General features: G+C 46.5%; 22 protein-coding genes and 1 pseudogene. 1 reads left to right on the top strand and 22 read right to left on the bottom strand.

Annotation, left to right across the window (positions count from 1 at the left end; all coding sequences use genetic code 11):
* Nucleotides 1-8: 8 nt before the first annotated feature.
* From spoIIAB to BBR47_RS12145, 19 genes are all read right to left on the bottom strand, one after another.
* Complete coding sequence (spoIIAB, locus tag BBR47_RS12235; RefSeq protein ID WP_007724107.1) at nucleotides 9-458, bottom strand: anti-sigma F factor; 450 nt, start codon at nucleotides 456-458, stop codon at nucleotides 9-11.
* Complete coding sequence (spoIIAA, locus tag BBR47_RS12230; RefSeq protein ID WP_007724108.1) at nucleotides 458-808, bottom strand: anti-sigma F factor antagonist; 351 nt, start codon at nucleotides 806-808, stop codon at nucleotides 458-460. Before spoIIAA ends, spoIIAB begins: the two co-directional genes overlap by 1 nt.
* 147 nt (nucleotides 809-955) lie before the next feature.
* Entirely contained in the window at nucleotides 956-2,140 is a 1,185-nt protein-coding gene (locus tag BBR47_RS12225; RefSeq protein WP_012686085.1) for a D-alanyl-D-alanine carboxypeptidase family protein, read from the bottom strand.
* 130 nt (nucleotides 2,141-2,270) lie between these two features.
* Nucleotides 2,271-4,343 carry a methyl-accepting chemotaxis protein gene (locus BBR47_RS12220; RefSeq protein ID WP_012686083.1) on the bottom strand — a complete coding sequence of 691 codons (2,073 nt, stop codon included), beginning with the start codon at nucleotides 4,341-4,343 and terminating at the stop codon, nucleotides 2,271-2,273.
* A gap of 179 nt (nucleotides 4,344-4,522) precedes the next feature.
* Complete coding sequence (locus BBR47_RS12215) at nucleotides 4,523-5,482, bottom strand: ABC transporter ATP-binding protein (protein ID WP_012686082.1); 960 nt, start codon at nucleotides 5,480-5,482, stop codon at nucleotides 4,523-4,525.
* Between the two features lie 14 nt (nucleotides 5,483-5,496).
* Complete coding sequence (locus tag BBR47_RS12210) at nucleotides 5,497-6,486, bottom strand: ABC transporter ATP-binding protein (protein ID WP_012686081.1); 990 nt, start codon at nucleotides 6,484-6,486, stop codon at nucleotides 5,497-5,499.
* Nucleotides 6,487-6,500: 14 nt separating this feature from the next.
* Entirely contained in the window at nucleotides 6,501-7,418 is a 918-nt protein-coding gene (locus tag BBR47_RS12205; protein ID WP_012686080.1) for an ABC transporter permease, read from the bottom strand.
* Between the two features lie 6 nt (nucleotides 7,419-7,424).
* Entirely contained in the window at nucleotides 7,425-8,357 is a 933-nt protein-coding gene (locus tag BBR47_RS12200; protein ID WP_012686079.1) for an ABC transporter permease, read from the bottom strand.
* Nucleotides 8,358-8,606: 249 nt separating this feature from the next.
* Nucleotides 8,607-10,256 carry a peptide ABC transporter substrate-binding protein gene (locus BBR47_RS12195; RefSeq protein ID WP_041749832.1) on the bottom strand — a complete coding sequence of 550 codons (1,650 nt, stop codon included), beginning with the start codon at nucleotides 10,254-10,256 and terminating at the stop codon, nucleotides 8,607-8,609.
* Between the two features lie 114 nt (nucleotides 10,257-10,370).
* A complete protein-coding gene (locus BBR47_RS12190; RefSeq protein ID WP_012686077.1) occupies nucleotides 10,371-10,841 on the bottom strand; it encodes an Lrp/AsnC family transcriptional regulator in 471 nt (156 codons plus the stop codon).
* A 330-nt stretch (nucleotides 10,842-11,171) separates the two neighbouring features.
* On the bottom strand, nucleotides 11,172-12,479 hold the full coding sequence (locus BBR47_RS12185) for a pyrimidine-nucleoside phosphorylase (RefSeq protein ID WP_012686076.1): 1,308 nt from the start codon (nucleotides 12,477-12,479) through the stop codon (nucleotides 11,172-11,174).
* A gap of 24 nt (nucleotides 12,480-12,503) precedes the next feature.
* Nucleotides 12,504-13,313 carry a purine-nucleoside phosphorylase gene (locus BBR47_RS12180; protein WP_012686075.1) on the bottom strand — a complete coding sequence of 270 codons (810 nt, stop codon included), beginning with the start codon at nucleotides 13,311-13,313 and terminating at the stop codon, nucleotides 12,504-12,506.
* A gap of 60 nt (nucleotides 13,314-13,373) precedes the next feature.
* Nucleotides 13,374-14,546, bottom strand: a complete 1,173-nt coding sequence (gene deoB, locus BBR47_RS12175; protein ID WP_012686074.1) for a phosphopentomutase — start codon at nucleotides 14,544-14,546, stop codon at nucleotides 13,374-13,376.
* Between the two features lie 118 nt (nucleotides 14,547-14,664).
* A complete protein-coding gene (gene xerD / locus BBR47_RS12170; protein ID WP_012686073.1) occupies nucleotides 14,665-15,552 on the bottom strand; it encodes a site-specific tyrosine recombinase XerD in 888 nt (295 codons plus the stop codon).
* A gap of 93 nt (nucleotides 15,553-15,645) precedes the next feature.
* The gene (locus BBR47_RS12165; RefSeq protein WP_012686072.1) at nucleotides 15,646-15,885 is read right to left on the bottom strand and encodes a YqzK family protein; all 240 of its coding nucleotides are present in this window, start codon (nucleotides 15,883-15,885) and stop codon (nucleotides 15,646-15,648) included.
* A 156-nt stretch (nucleotides 15,886-16,041) separates the two neighbouring features.
* Complete coding sequence (locus BBR47_RS12160; protein WP_007720739.1) at nucleotides 16,042-16,506, bottom strand: Fur family transcriptional regulator; 465 nt, start codon at nucleotides 16,504-16,506, stop codon at nucleotides 16,042-16,044.
* A gap of 94 nt (nucleotides 16,507-16,600) precedes the next feature.
* On the bottom strand, nucleotides 16,601-17,227 hold the full coding sequence (gene spoIIM / locus BBR47_RS12155; RefSeq protein ID WP_012686071.1) for a stage II sporulation protein M: 627 nt from the start codon (nucleotides 17,225-17,227) through the stop codon (nucleotides 16,601-16,603).
* A gap of 67 nt (nucleotides 17,228-17,294) precedes the next feature.
* Nucleotides 17,295-18,467 carry an endonuclease Q family protein gene (locus BBR47_RS12150; RefSeq protein ID WP_012686070.1) on the bottom strand — a complete coding sequence of 391 codons (1,173 nt, stop codon included), beginning with the start codon at nucleotides 18,465-18,467 and terminating at the stop codon, nucleotides 17,295-17,297.
* A 4-nt stretch (nucleotides 18,468-18,471) separates the two neighbouring features.
* Nucleotides 18,472-19,029: an NUDIX domain-containing protein gene (locus tag BBR47_RS12145; protein ID WP_012686069.1), complete on the bottom strand. Its 558-nt coding sequence runs from the start codon at nucleotides 19,027-19,029 to the stop codon at nucleotides 18,472-18,474.
* A 105-nt stretch (nucleotides 19,030-19,134) separates the two neighbouring features.
* Between BBR47_RS12145 and mciZ the strand changes: the two are divergent.
* Nucleotides 19,135-19,191: pseudogene (gene mciZ, locus BBR47_RS31950) on the top strand (Z-ring formation inhibitor MciZ); the annotation flags it as partial.
* On the opposite strand, the gene BBR47_RS12140 reads toward mciZ, so the two are convergent.
* From BBR47_RS12140 to mce, 3 genes are all read right to left on the bottom strand, one after another.
* Entirely contained in the window at nucleotides 19,190-20,389 is a 1,200-nt protein-coding gene (locus tag BBR47_RS12140; RefSeq protein WP_012686068.1) for a DUF3866 family protein, read from the bottom strand. The pseudogene mciZ and the gene BBR47_RS12140 overlap by 2 nt on opposite strands.
* 144 nt (nucleotides 20,390-20,533) lie before the next feature.
* Nucleotides 20,534-21,655 (bottom strand): M20/M25/M40 family metallo-hydrolase, encoded by a 1,122-nt coding sequence (locus BBR47_RS12135; RefSeq protein WP_012686067.1) that lies wholly within the window; start codon nucleotides 21,653-21,655, stop codon nucleotides 20,534-20,536.
* Between the two features lie 91 nt (nucleotides 21,656-21,746).
* Nucleotides 21,747-22,163, bottom strand: a complete 417-nt coding sequence (gene mce, locus BBR47_RS12130; RefSeq protein ID WP_012686066.1) for a methylmalonyl-CoA epimerase — start codon at nucleotides 22,161-22,163, stop codon at nucleotides 21,747-21,749.
* Between the last annotated feature and the right edge of the window lie 6 nt (nucleotides 22,164-22,169).

Raw genomic sequence — 22,169 nt, 5'->3', positions numbered from 1 at the left:
CACTACCCCTAATTTTGCAAGGCTTTGGCAAACGCCAGGCGTTTGGTGAGGCGGACAGTTGTTCCCTTACCCACAACCGTTGCCACTTCCAAAGAATCCATGAAATTCTCCATAATCGTAAAGCCCATCCCAGAGCGCTCAAGCTCCGGTTTCGTCGTATAGAGTGGCTGCATAGCCTGCTCCACATCCTCAATTCCACGTCCATTGTCTTCCACAATCAGATCAATGCTGTCCTCTTGAATTCGCACAGAGATCTGTACCACACCCTCTGGATTTTCGTCATAACCATGGATAATGGCATTCGTAACAGCCTCGGATATAACGGTTTTGATTTCTTCCAGCTCGTCCATCGTAATATCGAGTTGCGAAATGAAGGCTGCAACCGCTACACGTGCGAATGCTTCATTTTGGCTCAATGCTGCAAACGACACTGACATAAAGTTACGCTGTACCATCATTACGCCACCCCCAGAACATGCAAAGCATCCGCTTCATTTTCGCGAAACTTGATCACCTTGAATAACCCCGACATCTCAAATATTCGATAGATCGTTGGATTGATCGAGCAGACATACATTTCTCCAGATCGGGCAGAAATCTGCTTGTATCTTCCCAAAATAACCCCGATACCCGAGCTGTCCATAAACGTCAAGTCAGCTAAACTCAGCACAATATGACGGATAGTAGAGGTACGCAAAAGATCATCCGCCTTCTTGCGCAACTCCTCTGCCGTATGATGATCAAGCTCACCCTGCAAACGGATCACAAGCACGTCCTGCCGTGTCTCCATCGCAACTCGTAAACTCATAGCTGCCACACTCCTTCTCCCTTGATAGAAACTCTCTTTCTTCCTCGGCGAAACCAATTCCTGCCAGCCGACAAAAGAACAAAAAAATCGAGCAGCCGCGCCATTCCATTCGGGGCAACTCGATTCTTTTCGCGCTCATGCTGTCTGCTAGTAGCTAATCAAAATGCTCTTGGTGGTTCGCTTGAGAATCTCCCACATGTTGGCTTTATCTACCTGATCTTCTGGAAACAGATCGATTCGATTTACTTCCTTGCCATCCTTTGTACGGATGAAAATGTGGCCGATTACTTGGTTCTTTGCTATCGGTGCGTGAACCGCTTCCTTGATGACAATTTCCTTCTGGAAGGTATCAGCCGATTCTCCTTTTTTCATCAACAAACTAACTGCATGGGGTGTCACCGCATTGATTTGCGATTTCTGACCCTTATCAACTACGAGTGTGCGCACAGGTTCTCCCTTTTTGTACATCGGCGTCACCTTAAAGTGCGTGAATGCGTAATTGAACATGGTCGATACTTCATTGTTGCGTGTTTTTACATCAGGCTCACCCAAAACGACTGCAATGACACGCATGTTGTTGCGTTTGGCAGTCGCTGTTAAACAGTATTTCGCTTCGCCTGTGTACCCTGTTTTCAAACCGTCCACCCCTTCATAAAAGCGCACCAGCTTGTTCGTATTCACAAGCCAGAAGGGGCTTTCTGTATCTTTTCGCAAGTAGTCTTGGTACGTACCAGTGAACTTCGTGATGCCTTCGTGTTTTAAGAGCTCGCGTGACATGATCGCAATGTCTCCTGCCGATGAGTAGTGATTCGCGGCAGGAAGTCCATTCGAGTTGACAAAATGCGTATTTTTCATGCCGAGCTGCTGTGCCCGTTCATTCATTCGCGTGACAAAACTCTCTTCCGTTCCAGCCAAGTGCTCAGCCATCGCTACAGAAGCATCATTCCCTGAGGCAATCGCAATCCCTTTCAACATGTCCTCTACCGTCATTTCTTCACCGGGCTGTAGAAAGATTTGCGACCCGCCCATCGATGCTGCTCTTTCACTTGTTCGAACCTTATCGGTAAGCTTAAGCTCTCCCCGCTCCACCGCTTCCATGATCAAAAGCATGGTCATTACTTTGGTGATACTGGCGGGTGGCATTTTTTCATTGGCGTTCTTTTCATACAAGACTGTTCCCGTATCCGCTTCGATCATCACTGCGGATGAAGCTTGTGGGGCAAAATGATTGTCACTCTTTTGCTGTCCAGCCTTTTCTTTGGCAATCGCCATCGGAGAAAAGATGGTAAAGCACATAAGGAAGCATAGAGCGAGGTATCCATTCCGTTTCATAGCAGTCTCTTCCCTCCATTCATGGTTTTATTCTCACCATCATGAAAGGAAAATATTCACACAAAAACGGCAAGATTATCTTCTCGAAAGCGAAAAAATCCCTTCCGCTACTAGCAGAAGGGACACTTTCTTAAATGACGAATCGGCTCACATTTTGGGTTAACTCATCCGCCATTTTTTTCAATTGCTCTACGTTTTCATTAATGCGTGCAATCGAATTCAATTGTTCATCCACTGTCTCTACCACACCTGAAATGGATTCACTAATTTCATCCGACATGGTGGCAAGACGTTGCATGGAGTTCGTCACTACCTGATTACCAGCCGCCATCTCTTCCGAGGTCGCCGTCATCGATTCGCTTTGCTCGGCAGCCGATTGAATCTCTGCCACGATATTATGGAAAGCGGTACCCACAGACTCTACAGACTGCAAGCCTCCACTCACCATGGTAACGATCTCGTCCATATGCTTACTCATATCCATTGCCTCATCATTGATCGAATGGGCAATGGCAGCGATACGCTCAGAGAAGGAGCTACTATCCTCTGCGAGCTTGCGAACCTCGCTGGCTACAACCGAGAAGCCTCGTCCAGCATCTCCAGCACGCGCAGCCTCAATGGCTGCATTCAGCGCCAACAAATTCGTCTGCGATGCAATACTCGTAATCATTTCAACGATGCTCGTAATTTCACGAGCCCGCTCACGAAGACTGTGCATTTGCCCAGCAGTACGCTCTACCTCACTAGTGGCACGTCTTACCGTATTGATTACGTTCTCGACTAACTCCATACCGCCTTGCGCTCTCTCAAACGTACGGGTCGTGGCAACCGATGTAGATTCGGCAGCCACAGCCACCTGTTCAACGCCTTCCGATATTTCCGAGACGGTATTAGCCGTTGCTTGCACTTCATTCGTCTGTGTAGAGACGCGTTGGGCAATCGTTGAAATATTATCCGTAATGACGTTAATGGCTCCCTTGTTTTCTTGCGCAAATAGAGTCAGCTCATCTGTCGCTACGTTCAGTTGAGTCGCTTGTCCTTGTACAAGGGCAATCAGCTTGCGGAGTTCAGCCGCCATGTCATTCATTTTGCGGCCAACCATAGCCAGCTCGTCATTTCCGTTTACTTTTACGTTGATATTAAAATGTCCCGCGCCGATTTGATCCATATCCTGCGCGATCGCGAACAGTGACAGTCGAATCCGTTTCGCAAACCACCAGATCGCCCAAACCGAGAGTCCGATGATCGGCAAGCTGAAGAGTACGAAGTACAGCCACATTCCGTCTACTTCACCATACACCTCGTCAGTTCCCGTAGACAAAACGACATTCCATTTCAACAAGGGAATCGGTGCAAAAGCTGCAAATGAATCAATTCCATGGTCCGAGTACAATAAACTGTTACTTGTCTCCTGCTTCATCAGGGCCAGCATCTCTTCATAATCTTTGTCCCCAGCCAGCACGAGCTTGTTGTTGTTGTTCGGATTTTGATGGGCCACAACCAAACCATCTTGGCGAACGACAAATGCGTAGCCATTCTCCATGAAAGAGATCTCAGGAATCTTTTGAATCATTTGATCAATCGTAAAGCCAACAACGAACAACCGGCTTGTTTCATCGGCCTTTTCCCCAATGGGTGTCGCAATATAAAGAAAACTCTTGTTGCTACCTTCAACGATTTCTTCATCAGAAACGACCAAAGATTTCGTGGTTAGCGCTCTTTGGAAGTATTGCTTTTGCTTAAAGTCAATCTCATTTGTTCCGGTCAAGGAATATAGGGATTTCCCGGTAGCTGTGTCGATCAAATAGATTCGGGATACTTCTTTATGGGCCTGACGCAATAGGGTAAATTGCTCCATGATAAGCGGTTGCAGCTCTGTCATCATCACACGTTTGGATGCTGCCGATTTGGTCGAGTTCACAATCGCTTTCAAGTCATCTTCCATGCTATTTGCATGCTGGTCAGCCAGCATTTTCGCTTGGTTAGAGGTTATGCTAAACAATGTTGATTTCGAAAAGGAAAGGGCTATGTATTGCAAAGAACCGATAATAATAAGTACAAGAATTAGACCAAACACAATCATCTTTGTGGCAAGTGAGCCTTTTAGCTTTTCCGATGCTACTTGGCTAGTCAGGTTCACTTTTTTTAAGAGATTCGATATTCCCTCCTTCTTTTTCCATCGTGGCGACAAAAATTTGCTCATGCTACTTGCCCCCTTTATCACTGCTACGATTTTCCAGTGCAAGAACTCCGAAAAAATACCCCTGAAAAAACTGCCTCTGGGTACAATACCCATTTTTTTCAGAGGTAAAACCTCCCTTATGAAGGGAAACGAGTTCCGGGCTGCACGAGTAGCCTCGGAACTCGCTATTTGTAATTGATTTAGTTATACAAATGACAAGCAGCGAAATGTCCTGGCTCTACTTCTTTCCACACAGGTACGGATGCAGCGCATTCCGGCATTGCTTTCGGGCAACGCGTACGGAAATGGCAACCGCTTGGTGGGTTCATTGGGCTAGGTACATCGCCTTGCAGTACAATTCGCTCACGGTTACGCTCAATTTCTGGATCCGGGATCGGAATCGCAGACAACAGCGCTTGCGTATACGGATGGAGTGGCTTTTCATACAAAGCATCACTTTCTGCCAGCTCAACCATTTTCCCCAGATACATAACCGCTACACGGTCGGAAATGTATTTTACCATGGACAAGTCATGCGCAATAAACATGTAGGTCAAGCCCATTTTTTCTTGCAGCTGTTCGAGCAGGTTTACAACCTGTGCTTGTACGGATACGTCCAAAGCAGAGATTGGCTCGTCACACACGATGAATTTTGGCTCTACTGCCAATGCACGGGCAATTCCGATACGTTGGCGCTGACCACCTGAAAACTCGTGTGGGAAGCGGTTCATATGCTCAGGATTCAAGCTCACCAAGGAAAGGAGCTCCTGAATGCGCTCTTTGCGCTTTTGACCAGATGCCAGGCCATGAATATCCAGTGCCTCGCCAATGATATCCCCGACTGTCATACGCGGATTCAACGAAGCGTAAGGGTCTTGGAAAATCATTTGCATGTTGCGGCGCATCGCCTTCATTTCCTGCTGGTTCAAATTCATGATGCTCTTTCCTTCAAACAGGACGTCCCCTTCAGTCGCATCATACAGTCTCAAGATAGTGCGACCAGCAGTGGACTTTCCACAGCCTGACTCTCCTACTATGCCCAGTGTTTCTCCACGTTTGATCTCAAACGAGATATCATTCACAGCTTTCAGCGTGTTATCGCCAATGGAAAAGAATTTTTTTAGATTGCGTACTTCAATCAAATTTTCACGTTTATCCACTGATATCCCTCCTTCTACGCACGGTTCTGAGCAAGCGGATGTTGAAGCCAACAAGCTGCTCGCTGAGTAGTGCTGATGTCGTTCAGCTCAGGATCGATCTCTTGGCACACACGCATCGCTGATTCGCAACGCGCAGTGAATCCACAGCCAACTGGCGGACGCAGAAGGTCTGGCGGCGTACCAAAAATCGGTGTCAGTGGCTCGTCACGGTTCAAGTCAAGACGTGGTACCGAGCGAAGCAAGCCTTTGGTGTAAGGGTGTTGCGGATTATAGAAAATATCGTCAACGGTTCCAGTCTCGATCACTTTTCCTGCGTACATAACGATTACGCGGTCACACATCTCGGCAACAACACCAAGGTCATGCGTGATCAAGATAATGGAAGTGCCTGTTTTCTTTTGCAATTCTTTCATCAGGTCCAAAATTTGCGCCTGAATCGTTACGTCCAAAGCTGTCGTCGGTTCATCTGCGATCAACAGCTTCGGTGAACAAGCGAGAGCAATCGCGATCATAGCACGTTGACGCATACCGCCAGAGAACTCGTGTGGATATTGCTCCACACGTTTCTCAGGTTGCGGAATACCAACCATGGTCAACAACTCAATAGCACGATCACGTGCTGCAGCTTTCGACATGTTTTGGTGCTTGATCAAACCCTCGGTAATTTGGCTACCGATGGTCATCGTTGGGTTCAAGGAAGTCATTGGATCTTGGAAAATCATCCCGATATCTTTACCGCGGATCGATTCCATCTCTTTTTTCGACTTCTTGACGATATCCTCGCCATTGAAGAGAATTTGTCCCTTTTTAATTTCACCTGGAGGCATAGGAATCAGCTTCATGAGGGTTTGAGCGGTTACGGATTTACCGCAACCGGACTCCCCTACAATCGCTACAGCCTCTCCGCGGTTGACGTGAAAATTCACACCGCGGACTGCTTTTACTTCACCTGCATACGTATGGAAGGATACGTGCAGGTCTTTTACATCAAGAATGCGTTCCATAACGACTATCCCTCCTATTTACGCAGGCGTGGGTCTACTGCATCTCGCAGACCGTCACCGAACAAGTTAAATGCCAAGATGGTCAATGAAATAAAGATTGCCGGGAATGTCAGACGCCATGGATAGTACTTCATGGCCGGCAAGCCCTCATTGGACATCGTTCCCCACGATGCAATCGGAGCCGAAACCCCTAACCCGATAAAGGACAAGAAGGATTCTGCGAAAATCGCGGAAGGTACAGTCAAGCTCAATGTTACGATGATTGGACCCAAAGCATTAGGAATCAAGTGTTTGAAGATCAGACGGTTAGCGTCAGCACCAAGGGAGCGCGCTGCCAGAACAAACTCTTGGTTTTTCAATTGAAGGATCTGACCACGCACAATCCGGGCCATACCGATCCATCCCGTTATCGTTAAGGCAATAATAATCGTTCCGACACCAGGCTCTAACACAACCATCAACAAAATAACAACCAGCAGGTAAGGAATCGCAAACAGGATATCCGCGAAACGCATCATCATTTCATCTACTCTGCCACCATAGAAACCTGCGATACCGCCCCAGATCACACCAATGATCAGATCAATAAACGCTGCGGCAAGACCTACTTGCAGAGAGATTCGTGCACCGTACCAGATGCGCTCAAATACGTCACGACCCAAGTCATCTGAACCAAACCAGTGTTCAGCAGATGGCTTCTTGTTCTTCCCAGCCAAATCGGTCGTAAAATAATCTTGTGGAGTAAGCCACGGAACCACAATGGCACATACGATCAAAGCAATAATAAAGATCATGGAAGCCATTGCAACTTTATTCATTCTCATACGGCGCCAAACGTCAGACCAGAAAGAGAGACTAGGGCGCTTGATTGATTCTGCTTGACGAAGGTCAACGGAAATTGGCTCAAAATGTTCTTTTGTCAAGTTTTGCACGTGTCATTACTCCTTTCCTGCGTCCGAAAGTTTGATCCGTGGGTCTACCAAGGTGTATGCGATGTCAACAATCAGAATCATCACAACCAGGATAATAGAGTAGAACACGGTCGTACCCATGATTACCGTATAGTCGCGGTTTGTAATGGACAATACGAATTCGCGACCAAGACCAGGAACACCAAAAATACGTTCAATAACGAATGCACCTGTCAAAATACCGGCAATCAGTGGACCCAGGTAAGTAACAACTGGCAAGAGCGCATTACGAATTGCGTGTTTTACTGTAATGGCAACAGTGTGCAATCCTTTTGCTTTTGCAGTTTTGATGTAATCTTGACCCATAACTTCAATCATATTGGAACGCGTCAAACGCGCGATAAATGCCATCGGTGATGCGGCGAGTGCCAATGAAGGAAGGATGGTGTACTCGAATCCTTCCCATTTCGCGATTGGAAACCAGCCCAATTGAATAGCGAAAATGTATTGGTAAAAGGACGCCAAAATAAAGCTTGGTACCGATAATCCCAAAACAGCGATAACCATTGCAGAATAGTCTTGCCATCTATTATGGTTTAGTGCTGCGATAACCCCTAACGTAATTCCACCAAAGATAGCGAGCAATAAAGCTTGTGCTCCCAAGTGAGCAGAAACAGGGAAACCACGATCAATCATGTCGTTAACATTCGAAGATTTCTCCGTAAACGACGGACCGAGATCCCAAGTTACTACACCTTTTAAATATTCAAAGTATTGTTCATGCAACGGCAGGTTCAGCTTGTACTTTGCCTCTAGTGCTGCCTTAATTTCCGGCGGGACCTGCTTCTCGGATGTAAATGGACCACCTGGTACTGCTTTCATGATGAAGAAGGTGGCCGTTACAATTAAGAAGAGCGAGATGAGCATAAAAATGATGCGCTTACCGAGATAACGGATCAACTAACTTACCCCCTTGGTAGATTTTTGATTGCTTTCACGTCCCATCTTTACACTGCGGAACGCTGCCGACACAGTGTAAAAATCGGCTGTGTAAATAACCCTTAGATCTCTTGCAATAAAGCTTCTCTCTCTATTTTCTCTTTGCTGGCAATCATGCCAGCTGGTATTTATGGGAAGGGCTTGCATAGCAGAGGGCATATGTGCAACCACATACCCTCTGCTGCAAATCCCGTTTCCTTCGTTATGAAATTACTCGATGTACGCGCCTTTCCAATCCACGTCACCCAGGCCCGTTTGGTGAACACCTTTGACCTCTGGTTTCTGCACCCAAGATTGTGTGTACCAGTAAATTGGCATGATTGGCATTTCATCCATCAGGATCTGCTCCGCATCTGCCAAAATTTTCTTACGTTTCTCGAGGTCGGATTCCTTAGCGGATTGGTTCAACAACTCTTTATATTTTGCATTTTCCCAACGTGTATCGTTGTTTCCACCCATTTTATCCTTGAAGAGTTCCAAGAAGTTGATTGGGTCATTGAAGTCACCCAGCCAGCCCATCCGTCCAATCTGGAAGTTACCCTCATGCAAATCTTCCAGGTAAACTTTCCATTCTTTATTCTCGAGTTTCACATCTACGCCGAGATTTTTCTTCCATTGATCTTGGATGGCTTCAGCAATCTTCTTGTGAGCCTCAGATGTATTGTAGGATAAGGTAATCGCTGGCAACTTGCTCATGCCAACCTCTTTCAGTCCCTCTTCCAAAAGCTTTTTCGCATTTTCTAGATCCTTGTCTTTGAAATAGCCATTTGGATTCAGTACCATGGATGGAGGTACAGCGCCTGTTGCCGGGATTTGGCCCGTTTGGAGAATGTTGTCGATCAAGGCTTGTCGATCGATCGAGTAGGCAAATGCTTTTCTTACTTTAATGTTATTAAATGGCGGCTTTTCGGTATTGAACTTGTACCAATACGTACCCGCGATTGGATTGGTTTGAATCTTGCCTTGCTCTTTCAATGCTGAAATCGCATCTGTTGGCAAAGCACTCATCGGTGCGCCAGCCCAATCGATTTCGCCATTTTCGAACATGGAGAGCTCTGTATTTTCGTCTTCTACCATGGAGAATTCGATTTTTTCGAGCTTTACATTGTCTTTATCCCAGTAATTTTCGTTCTTCACGAGCACCATCTTGCTCTTGTGCTCCCAAGATTCGATTTTGAAAGGACCGTTACCGACGTGCGAGCTTGCTTCGCCTGCCCACTTCGGATTTGCATCCAGTACTTTTTTGTTAACTGGGAAGTAGGTACGGAATGCGAGTAATTCCAGGAAGTATGGAGTCGGATTCTCCAGCTTAACTTCCAGCGTTTTATCGTCAAGTGCCTTCACGCCTACTTCATCAAGCTTTGCTTCGCCCTTATTTGCTTTTTCGCCATTCTTCACGTAGTACAGCTGATATGCGTAGTTGGAAGCTGTTTTTGGATCGAGAGCACGCTTCCAAGCATACTCAAAGTCATGTGCTGTTACAGGATCGCCATTGCTCCATTTCGCTTCTCTGATTTTAAATGTGTAAGTGAGCTTATCATCAGAGACGGTATAGCTCTCAGCAGCAGCTTCATGCGGCTTGTCATCGGTTCCAATGCGGGTCAAGCCATCAAAGGTTGCCAAGATAATCGCGCCTGAAGTCGTGTCCTCTGCGAGCCCTGGATCAGTTGTAGGCGGCTCCGAGTGCAGGTTCATCTTTAAAACTTGTGGCTTCTTCTCAGCAGCTGGTGTTGCAGGCTGTGAAGGTGCTGGTGTACCTCCTGCCGGTGGAGCGGCAGTTTGTTGTCCTCCTCCGCACCCTGCCAGGGCGGTTCCTAATACAGCAATCGAGCTCACAAGTGCAAACACATTCTTTTTCAACGCAATAACCCCCAGTACGTTTTTCTTTATTGTCTTTTTTCTGAAAATAAAGGACGAAAAAAAACGAAAACTATACGAAGCTGCTTGACTTCGGCTGGAAGGCATCAACCCCTTTCATTGCAGGGTCACCTCGTCGTCTTGAACGAAAGAGAAGGTGTCTTTGTACTGCTTCAGTTCCAGTGAAACGTCCGCAGCTGCAATTCCTTCAATTTGAGAGAGTCGTTCATTGACAAAGGTGATCAGCTCATCATTACTATGGAAACACGCTTGGATAATCAAGTCGTGCTTACCGCTATAAGCGCCTACAAAGCGTACTGCAGAAAATTTGCTTAATTTTTCTGCCACTTCTTTCTGCAAACCTAGCTTTGTGGTTAACCCGATGATAGCCTGCACATGTAATCCTAATTTCTCTGGATCGGGTTGTATTACGAATTGGAAGACTCCGTCTTGTAAAAGGCGAGTGATACGTGATCGAATCGTTCCTTCACTCACGCCTAGCTGATGGGCGATTTCTGTATATGGGATACGCCCATCTTCATGGAGGATTTGCAGAATCTGTCTGTCGACATGGTCCAGCTTTTTCATAAATACGATTTTCTGGGAACCTCCATCATTTTTTTACGAATTTCGCAACAATCTTTTACAAACAGTCTAATACAATAAAAGTAATCGGAAATGATAGCGGTGTCAACGAAATTTGACAAGTAGAATAATAAAACTTTATAAAGTCAATCCGAACAGTAAAATATTTTTTATATAATAAAAAAACGACTTACATCTTACTATTGAATATGAAAAACTAGATTTAATCAACAATATTTTTTCGAGAAACTGTATTTTTACTCATAAAACAAGGCGTGCCCATGTGCTGTGCACGCCTTGTTTTATTTGATTGATCAACTAACATCCTACAATCTATGCTTCGATAATTTTATAGATCAACGGTTGTTCTCCGTCGATTGCCGTCGAAATCTGGAAGGCACCTTCCATTTCTTTCAACGCATTTTTCAGAAGCTGGTCTTCGTTGGCATGGATGGTGACCAAAACTTCTCCAGCCTTCACCTGATCCCCGCGTTTTTTGTGCAGAACAAGACCTACTGCCAAGTCAATTGGCATTTCTTTTGTCAATCTGCCAGCACCCAGGACAACAGAAGCATGACCGATCGCTTCCGCATCAATCGCACTTACAAAGCCGTCCTGTTCGGCTGTAACGGTATGAATGATCTTTGCTTGCGGCAGACGAGACAAATCATAGACGTCCTGCTTATTGCCGCCTTGAGCTTCTACCATTTCCGCCAGTTTATCTACTGCCTTTCCGGAAGCCATCAGGTCTTCGAGCTTCTTGCGTCCTTCTTCCACATCACCAACAAGGCCCCCCATTACAAGCATACGGGAACCAATAGACAACACCAGCTCGGTCAAATCGCGTGGACCTCTACCTGCAAGTGTCTCCACCGCTTCTTTCACTTCCAGTGCATTGCCCACAGCAAAGCCAAGCGGCTGGTTCATATCGCTGATAACCGCCACCGTTTTACGTCCTACTTGGCTGCCGATTGCAACCATCGCATTTGCTAACGTCTCTGCCTCTTCAATGCTTTTCATGAAAGCGCCCTTCCCTACTTTTACGTCAAGCAGGATGGCATCTGCTCCAGCCGCAATCTTCTTGGACATAATGGAGCTTGCAATCAACGGCACAGCCTCTACAGTAGCTGTCACGTCACGTAGAGCATACAGCTTCTTATCGGCAGGTGTCAGATTGCCAGACTGTCCGATTACGGACACGCCAATATCACGCACCTGCTGCAAAAATTGCTCGCGTGTGCGCTCTACTTCAAAACCTGCGAAGGACTCCAACTTGTCGATAGTGCCTCCTGAGTATCCAAGGCCTCTTCCAGACATTTTTGCCACAGGAATACCCGCTGCCGCTACCAGTGGCGCAACAACAAGAGTAGTTTTGTCCCCTACTCCGCCTGTACTATGCTTGTCTACCTTAATTCCTTGTAGAGAAGACAGGTCAAGCTGTTCGCCTGACCCTGCCATTGCCAAGGTTAGATCTCCCGTCTCTCTCGCCGTCATGCCACGGAAAAAGACTGCCATTGCCCATGCGGACATTTGGTAGTCAGGAATACTTCCATCTGTATAGCCTGTCACCAGAAATTGAATCTCTTCTGTTGTCAGTTCTCCGCCATCACGTTTTTTGGCGATCATATCGACCATACGCATTGTTAATCCCTCCGAATCCGTTACTTACAGTTTGGCTACGATACCGTTGACCAGAGCCAAGAATTGAGATTTGACCTTCTCTGTTGTTTCCATAACTTCATCATGGGACAGAGGCTGTTCCAAAATACCTGCTGCCATGTTGCTAATGCACGAAATACCGAGCACCTTCACACCCATGTGTCGTGCCACGATTACTTCTGGTACAGTTGACATCCCTACAGCATCCCCGCCTAACAGGCGAAGCATACGGATTTCCGCAGGAGTTTCGTAGGAAGGACCTAGCAAACCTGCGTATACACCTTCACGAAGCTGGATTCCTTGCTCGGACGCAACTTCATGAGCGAGCTTGCGGAGCTGTTTGGAATAAGCCTCAGACATATCCGGGAAACGCGCTCCCAGTTGTTCATCATTTGCACCGATCAAAGGATTGCGGAACGTCATGTTGATGTGATCGGAAATCAGCATGAGGTCGCCTGGATTGTAGCCTTCGTTAATTCCGCCAGCCGCATTGGTCACCATAATAGTCTCTACGCCGAGCAGCTTCATGACACGGATTGGGAAAACAACAGCATCCAGTCCATGCCCCTCATAAAAGTGGAAACGACCTTGCATGGCAACGACTTGTTTGCCTTGCAGCTTACCAATCACGAGTTGTCCTTTGTGGCCGACAACGGTGGACACAGTGAAGCCAGGGATTTCATGATAAGGAATGATCACTGGGTTTTCGATTTCATCTGCCAATACACCAAGTCCTGATCCGAGTACGAGACCAATGGTTGGTTTTTCTGTCAATTTCGGTTCGATATATGCTACTGCGTCATGGAAATTTGCCAATTTAACTCTCTCCTTTTTTGTGTTTCTTCTATTATATAAATGTTTATTTTTACTTTACCTTTATAAACGATTAAGGAAGCTCTTCCCAATCACGGGAGCAGTTACTCCAAAATTGTCTGCGATGGTCGCACCCAAGTCCGCAAATGTCTCGCGGATACCCAAATGTTGTCCAGCTTGAATACCCTTGTGATAAGCAAGCAGCGGAACGTATTCTCTGGTATGGTCGCTGCCATGATGTACAGGATCGTTACCATGGTCTGCCGTGATTACCAGCAAATCATTTTCTTGTAGCGCTTCCAAAAGCTCTGGAATACGAGCGTCGAACTCCATCAATGCCTGACCATACCCTTCTGGATCACGGCGATGACCGAACTTCGCATCGAAGTCCACGAGATTGACAAAGGAAAGTCCCGTAAACGATTGTTTCATCGTGCCCAAAATTTGATCTACACCATCCATGTTATCTTTGGTACGGATAGATTGGGTAACACCCTCTTCAGCGTAGATGTCGCTGATTTTGCCAATGGCAATAGAAGAAAGACCAGCATCTTGCAGACGATTCATGACTGTCGGAGCAAATGGTTTCACGGAATAATCATGACGATTTGCTGTGCGGCTAAAATTGCCTGGCTGCCCCAAAAATGGACGCGCGATGACACGAGTAACGGCGAATTCATCACGAAGCGTCAACTCACGGGCTACCTCGCAAATATGGTACAGCTCTTCAAGCGGAACGATCTCTTCGTGTGCTGCCACCTGGAATACACTATCCGCAGATGTATAGACAATCACTGCACCCGTTTTCATATGCTCTTCGCCAAGCTCGTCGAGAATGTCTGTTCCAGAAGCGACTTTGTTCCCGAGCACCTTGCGACCGATACGCTGCTCAAATTCCGAGATCAACTCTTGGGGAAATCCGTCTGGATACGTGTTAAACGGAGTAGACACATGCAGACCCATGATTTCCCAATGACCCGTCGTCGTATCTTTCCCCATGGAGATTTCCTGCATTTTCCCATAATGGGCCATAGGAGCTGCTACTGGTTCAACGTTTTTTAGTGGTGCTATATTTCCCAAACCCAATTTTTGCAGGTTGGGCAATGAAAATCCTGCCACTCGTTCCGCAATATGACCTAAGGTATTCGCTCCTGCATCATTGAACTTAGGCGCATCAGGTTGTTCGCCAATCCCTACGCTGTCCATGACGATCAGAAAAACTCGAGAATACTGCATCTTAACGCCTCCTGTTTACCAGTCATTCATTTCTATCATCAAGTCGTCAGACGTCTGACCTGATTCAGAAAATTTTTCTCCGCCCGACAATCAGGCGGAGTCGATCGTTTTTTCATACTCATGCTCGCGGATGTGTCTTGGCATAGATATCCTTAATCCGCGTTCTGGTTACATGTGTGTAAATCTGGGTAGTTGAAATATCAGCATGCCCAAGCATCTCTTGAACAGAGCGCAAATCGGCTCCATTTTCCAATAAATGAGTGGCAAAAGAGTGGCGAAGCGTATGGGGTGTAATCTCAGCACGGATGTTTGATTTTTGGGCATATCGCTTAATAATTTTCCAAAAACCTTGCCGTGTAATTTGTTTGCCCAAGTGATTCAGAAATAATGCAGTATCGCCAGTTCCTTTTACCATCTTGGGGCGCCCTGCCTGCAAATAGTGGCGAACCATTTGAATGGCAACTGAGCCTAACGGAATGATTCGCTCTTTTGATCCTTTTCCCAAGCATTTGACAAAGCCCATATCCAGATTCACATCAGCACTATCCAGATTGACTAACTCCGAGACACGAATGCCTGTCGCATATAAGAGCTCAAGCATTGCCTTGTCCCGCAGCCCGGCAGGATGATTGACAGGAGGACTTTCCAAAAGACGTTCCACTTCCTCAACAGAGAGCACTTTCGGCAAGCGTTTCTCGATCTTCGGTGTTTCCAGATGGATGGATGGATCTTTATCTATGTATTTATCCCGAATGAGAAACTGATAAAACGCCCGTATCGATGCCATGTTGCGAGAAAGCGTTGCTGTAGCACGTCCTTTTTCCCGTAAAACAAGTAAGTACCCAATGATGTGCGTCCGAGTAGAATCCTCTACGCGAGTGACACCTTGCTCTTGTAAATACGAGGTAAAGGCCACCATATCCCGTTGATAGGATTCCAGGGTATTTCTCGATAACCCTTTCTCCACAGTCAGGAAATGAATAAACTGATCAATCAGACTGTCCATGAAGTGTCCCCTTCTAGCTGATAAGTATCTTGTATAGCTTTCCACAAAGAAAAAGAAACTCCTGCTTCTCCAGATAAAAAACTCAAACCTGCATTACTCTCCCGTTAAAAAAAAGAGCTGTAGTCGTGCGACATATCCGTCAAAATCCTGTGTCTGAGAGGTATTGATCACTTTTACTACCTTCACCGCGTTACCATGCGGTTCATGATAAGGGTTTGCCGGGAGAAATTTGTCCGCCAGCAATGTAATGATGCCATAGGAGAGCAAGGTACAGGTAATGAATAAAAGCAAGAAACGAAGCCCCTCCATCAAGCGGCGATAAGAGACCTTCATCCGTAAGCCTCCTTACAGACTTTCTTTCATTTATATGCACTTGTCCCCTACTCCATTCGAATCGATCCTCTCCTAGGATTCCACAGGAATAGGTCTGCCATTACAAAAGCTCCCAAGGAAAAAAGAAAAACTTCTCCGTTCCCAGAGAAGTCGACTTTATTTGAAGTCCTCCACGTTCACTTTATCTACACAACGATTGCAGATCCCGTAGAAGGTCAATCGGTGGTCGGTAATATAAAAGTTGTAAACATTCTTGACTTTTTCTTCTGCTGTGACAAGCAGATCTTCAAAAATTTCATCCACCGTACCACAATTAAGGCAAATGAGGTGATGATGGTGATAGGCAGCATTATCATCACGAAGATCGTAACGAGCTACGCCATCGCCAAAATTCATTTTATGAAGGATCTTCAGTTCGCTCAACAGCTCTAATGTCCTGTATACGGTTGCAAGCCCGATTTCCGGTGCTTTATCCTTCACCAGCAAGTAAACATCTTCCGCACTCAAATGATCTTCTTCATTCTCCAACAACACGCGAACAGTGGCTTCACGCTGTGGTGTCAGCTTGTAGTTTTGTGAATGCAACTGCTGCTTAATTTTCTCTAATTTTTCTTCCAACATTAATGCCCCTCCCCGCTCGCATGAAACCTGTTCCTATTATAGTAGAGGGGCATCGAATAAGTCAAATGCATAAGTTCTTACCTGAGAATTATTCTTAATTAAGTACGAGCTGCATCAGCCTTGGGGAGATGAAGGTTTCAAACAAGGCTGCAATCGTTAATACCGCCAGCATGCTAAGTACAAGAACGGTATAGCCCATAAAATGCGGCATGATGACATCCCTTTTACTTAGCACTCTCGTCCGTATGAGTCGAAGCGAGAACGAAATTCCGCTGACGCCTACAATAAAAAGGGCAGGGACGACTAATAAATTTTGCGGGAGAACACCCACCATGGCAAATGTTACCCCTTGCCATTGGAGCTGACTCACCAAAAAACCAACAGTGAAACCAACCACGACTCCTTTTAAGAAGAGCATCAACAAAATCATAGGCAACCCAATAATGGATAATCCCAGCACCCACATGATCGCTATGGTTTTGGCATAATGACCAAACGCCTGCTGAAAATGGGCACTGGTCTCAGGGATGCCATCACTGCCAAGACTGTTGAAAAAATATTGCAGAAAACCGTACAGCTCCTGCTTCTGTGATAATGGCAGTGAATTGACGAGGACGGCTCCGAAAATAATGCCCATCGTAAACAGGACGATCGTGAACCAGTAGAGTGACTGATGCTCTTTCGCATAGGATTGGATAGTTTGTCCGACTCGTGAACGCACGCTTCGTCGCCTCCCGCTTGGCTGATTACTGTACAGCTTATGCGGACGAGTTCCACCCTATGACAACCTACATCGGGACGATTTTCCCGTAAGTACCGGCTCCGCCCTTTTGAATGGAGAGCTTTCCCTCTCGTGCTTGTACGATAAGTGAAGCGATTTTCTCGCCGACCACATGGGTGAGCTCTTCTTCGGTCGCACGATGCAGCACGTTCATCTGTGTACCAAACGACCGATACAGCTTATCCAATAATTTCGGACCAACTCCCGGAATGAATTCCAACGGGATTTGCTCGATATAAGGAGGACGGAACGTCGGATGCTGGCCAGCCTCTACATCCGCCAGCTGATCAATACGCGCTGCAACCCCTCGCACAATTCGTTGGAAGCCGCATTCCGGACATTTGCCTGAGGCATCCGCCGCGAGTAAGGACTGGCACCCTTGGCAAGCCGTTTGATGGTACTTTCCAAGCTCGGGATGCAGACCATAATTCACATGAACCCCTCTTCCACCGATGCGCTTAATCGCTTTCACCCACTCTGCGAAAGAACGCTCTTGCATATGCATCGCTTGATATTCCCGGCCTATCTTCGCCAGAGAATGGGCATCTGAGTTTGTGAGAAAGGTTTTGTCATGGAGCTCGGATATGCGGTCCGCCATTGTGGTATTGGCGCTCAATCCCAGCTCAACCGCATAAACGAGCGAAGGATCAAGCACTTCTGCCATCGCATCTGTACAACTTCCGTACATCCCTTTATGTGGCGTAAAAATATGGGCCGGGATCATAAGGCCCTGCAATTGGTGGACACAGGCTTGCAATTCCCTTAGTGAGGTGTAAATACGCTGAGAGCTTAATTGCACATTTTTGCAGCGTTCAGACAGCCATGCGGTAAATTGCTTCATTTCTTGCAGCTTCGGCAAATAAACGAGAAAATGAGCTGCACCACGTCCTGGCTCTTTGATTTCTACTTCGCACCCCAAGATTAACAACGTATCTTTGTAGGAAATTCCTCCATCCGCCTGTTCAGTCGCTAATCCCTTTTCCAACAGATCTACCAGCTCATCCTGAACCTCCGGCGAATGTGCATCGATAATCCCAATGACATCCATCCCTTTTTTATCTGAGGCCTCCTCCAAAATTTTGGTGAGAGTCATTTGGCGAGAAGCCGTTATTTTCACAGGTTTACCCGTCCACGTACCACCGATGTGAATATGCATGTCACAAAAATACGAGGTAAGCATGGTACTAGCGACGCTCACGCAGCATTTTGTTTTCCCATGCAAACAATGCCACTACTGTCTTGGCATCTCGAATTTCTCCACTTTGATGCAGAGCATGTGCTTCTTCTAGTGTCACTTCCAGCACATCAACAAACTCATCCTCGTCTGGCTTGCTTTCTCCTTTTTTCAAACCAGTAGCCACAAAAACATGTAATATTTCATCCGCGAAGCCTGGCGATGTGTAAAAAGAGCTAAGCGGTGTGTACTGACTCGCAACGTAGCCTGTCTCTTCCTCCAGCTCGCGAATTGCACATGCGAGCGGCTCTTCCCCTGGCTCCAGTTTTCCCGCTGGGATTTCTACAATCGTACGCTCCAATGGCTTGCGGAACTGTCGAACCACAACCATTTTGTTATCATCTGTTATCGGCAATACAGCAACCGCTCCTTGGTGATTCACGATTTCTCGCTTCGCTGTGTTGCCATTTGGCAGAAGTACCTCATCTACCTTGACCTTGATAATTCTTCCGTCATAAATCGGTTGACTCGAAATGGTTTTTTCATATAAGTGATCATATTTACTCACGGTCGTCATCATCCTTTTTTCGTGAAGTCGTTCTAAATCGTCGATTCCCTCCATAAGTTGGGAGCATAGAGCTTGTCCACCTTATTGTATCGGAGGAGATCATGAATGAAAACATATGTTAGCGAAAAGCAATTGCGTATGGTAGGGAAAGCTTGGGAGATCAAGGCTGCGCTTCGTTCCTGGTCAAATAAAGACGCAACCCTTCAAGAGTACTTGCTGAGACGGGCAAATGCGGGACGTCGTTAACGGTTTGGACGATATAGCCCAGACTGTTTCCTACAAAATCGGCTGCCATCCATGCCGTTTGAAAAGGCGCAGGGTCCTCTTGCCAATTCCGCCCCATTGTAGAAAAGGACAAGCCATACCCCTTTTCCAGTGATGCCAGTTCTGACAGGTCTGGGACTTTTCCCTTGATAAAAATGTGCTTCTCCCCAACTTCTATTGTCTTCATTTGCCACGAAAGGACTTCATCTCTTTCATCCCCGAAAATCGGGATTGTAACCAGAGCAGGGCAAAGAGCAAATCTGTTTACGATCGATATGGTATGGTGACTGACACCGTAATGTCTGGCACGTTGGTCCCCAAAGCTGATTCTGGGAATAAAAAAGGGTATTCCTCCAAGAGTGGATACGGCATGAATGACCTCAGCTAACTGAATTCCCGAGAAGCCATAAGATGTACCCGTACCAGCTACCCCAGGTCCCAGCATACAAATTATGATATCGGCATGCTCTACTTGGCGTGCTGCCAATAAGCCACTATGAATCGTCAAAGACTCACGATCTCCGCCCCACGCATGACCAGTCGTCACTGTCGCATCCAAGCCCCCGATTGCTTTTAATAGATGGACGTGCTGGCTCAAGGCAATCGGCAAAGATGCGCCGTCCGGCATCACATATACGATACGGGCATTTGGATTTTTTTTACGCAGGGCAAGGACAGCAACCGGTAGAAGACTGTGCAGCTCGCTGATCAAAACAGGAGTACCTTCCAAGGATAAGTCTTCTTGCAGAAACAAATAGTGGTAAGGACTGGCCTGTTCTTCTACCGAATCAACCGCGAGCTGCCATGGCGAATAGCGCATTTTCATGACATGCCCCCACTCATTCGGAAGGACATCCGTTTCCTCTGGTTGTGTGACCTTTCCTACGACAAAGTGATAACCACCTGTCCCCAATTCAAGGCGAACAGCGGTTGTATTGATCAAAAGTAAATCGCCACTTTTATAATCCTCCTGCAAAAAAGACAGCACTCTCTCCATTTTGAATCCCGCAACCGATTCTATCCGGACTTCGAGTATCTGCATCCCTTTTTGCTTTTCCAGAACTTTTTGGACCGTCCCTACCACCAAACGGAGCACTCAGTCTCCCCCTTTCATTCCTGCCTCGTCCCCGAGCTTTCTATTCAGTCTATGATGAACAGTGGTTGTCTCAATCATGCAAACAAGTAAACGAACGAACAAAAAGGCCGGAACCCCTCGCAAGGAGATTCCGACCTCTTTAGGTTACTCTTGTACTTCTGCAATCACAGCAAGCACCAGCTCAGCCGCTTTGTTCAATTCAGCGATTGGCATGCGCTCGTTTTTTGTATGGATTTCTTCATAGCCAATAGCAAAGTTTACGCTTGGCACGTTGTAGCCGTTAAATACGTTACCGTCGCTTCCGCCACCGCTTGCAACCAGCTCAGGATTGCGGTCTACACGTTTAACTGCCGCAATCGCTTTTTGTACAACTGGCGTTTCTTCGTTGAATTTGTAGCCGTGGTACATAAAAATAACCTCATTTTCGCAAGTCGCACCCATCTCAGCTGCCACTTCTTCAAATGCTGTTGTCATTTTCTTCACTTGCGCTTCCAACTTGTCCATTACCAAGCTGCGAGCCTCGGACCAAATTTCCACATAATCCGTTACGATATTGTACGCTTTTCCACCTTCAAAGCGACCGATGTTTGCTGTTGTGTCTGCATCGATACGGCCCAACGGCATACGGGAAATAGCTTTACTAGCAACCGTTATAGCACTGATGCCATCCTCTGGATTCACACCTGCATGCGCTGCTTTGCCGTGGATTTTAGTTACGATGCGGTATTGACCAGCACCAGCTACTGTAATTTTTCCAACTGGACCTTCCGAATCGAGGATGAAGCCCATCTCTGCCTTCAGCAGGCTGGAATCCATTGCGCGGGAACCAACAAGTCCGGACTCTTCTCCCACAGTCAATACAACTTGGATCGTTGGATGTGGCAGGTTTTGCTCTTTCAAGCTGCGAATACCTTCAAAGATCGCCGCGATTCCTGCTTTGTCATCTGCACCGAGGATCGTTGTTCCATCAGAATAAATGTAGCCATCGCGAATTTGAGGCTTGATTCCGTTTCCTGGTACGACCGTATCCATATGGCTGCTAAACAGGATGGTTGGGCCTTTTCCAGTTCCCTCCAACGTTGCGATCAGATTGTTGGCACCATGTCCGGTTTTCGCTGCTGCGTCATCCTCTTCTACGGTAAAGCCCATCTCAATCAGTTTTTCTTTGAGCACCTTGTTGATCTCTGCTTCGTTCTTCGTTTCACTGTCAATCTGGACGAGCTCCAAAAATTCATTTAACAAACGCTCTTGGTTGATCGTACTCACACTCGTTACCTCCTGATTGTACTGCCCGATTTTGGTACATATTCACAAGTTCCAGTATACCGCAAAAAAATTTTTTCTACTACGTAAACGCCTATGATTCTTTCGGATATTGGCACAGCTCATACAAAACGCCATTTGCTGCCTTCGGATGCAAAAATCCAATCAACGCATCGTGCGCACCCGCTTTGGGGATCTCGTGAATAAGGGGTACACCTTGCTCTTTTAATGTGGCTAACCGAGCCGTAACATCATCTACATCAAAAGCAATGTGGTGGATGCCTTCTCCGCGCTTTTCCATAAATTTTGCTATCGGACTCTCATCACTCAACGGCTCTAGTAATTCAATATGACTTTCGCCGATCTTTAAAAATGCCACCTGTACTTGTTCGCTCTCTACGATTTCGGTTCCAACCAACTCCAATCCCAATTGCTCGGTATAAAAGGGAAGCGTCTTATCCAAGCTTTTTACCGCAATGCCGATATGGGCAATTTTTTTCGGTGCGCTCATGAATGA

Source organism: Brevibacillus brevis NBRC 100599 (assembly GCF_000010165.1).
Classification (GTDB): Bacteria; Bacillota; Bacilli; order Brevibacillales; family Brevibacillaceae; genus Brevibacillus; species Brevibacillus brevis_D.
The sequence above is the reverse complement of the archived record's forward strand: the minus strand, read 5'-3'. Positions and strand labels throughout refer to the sequence as shown.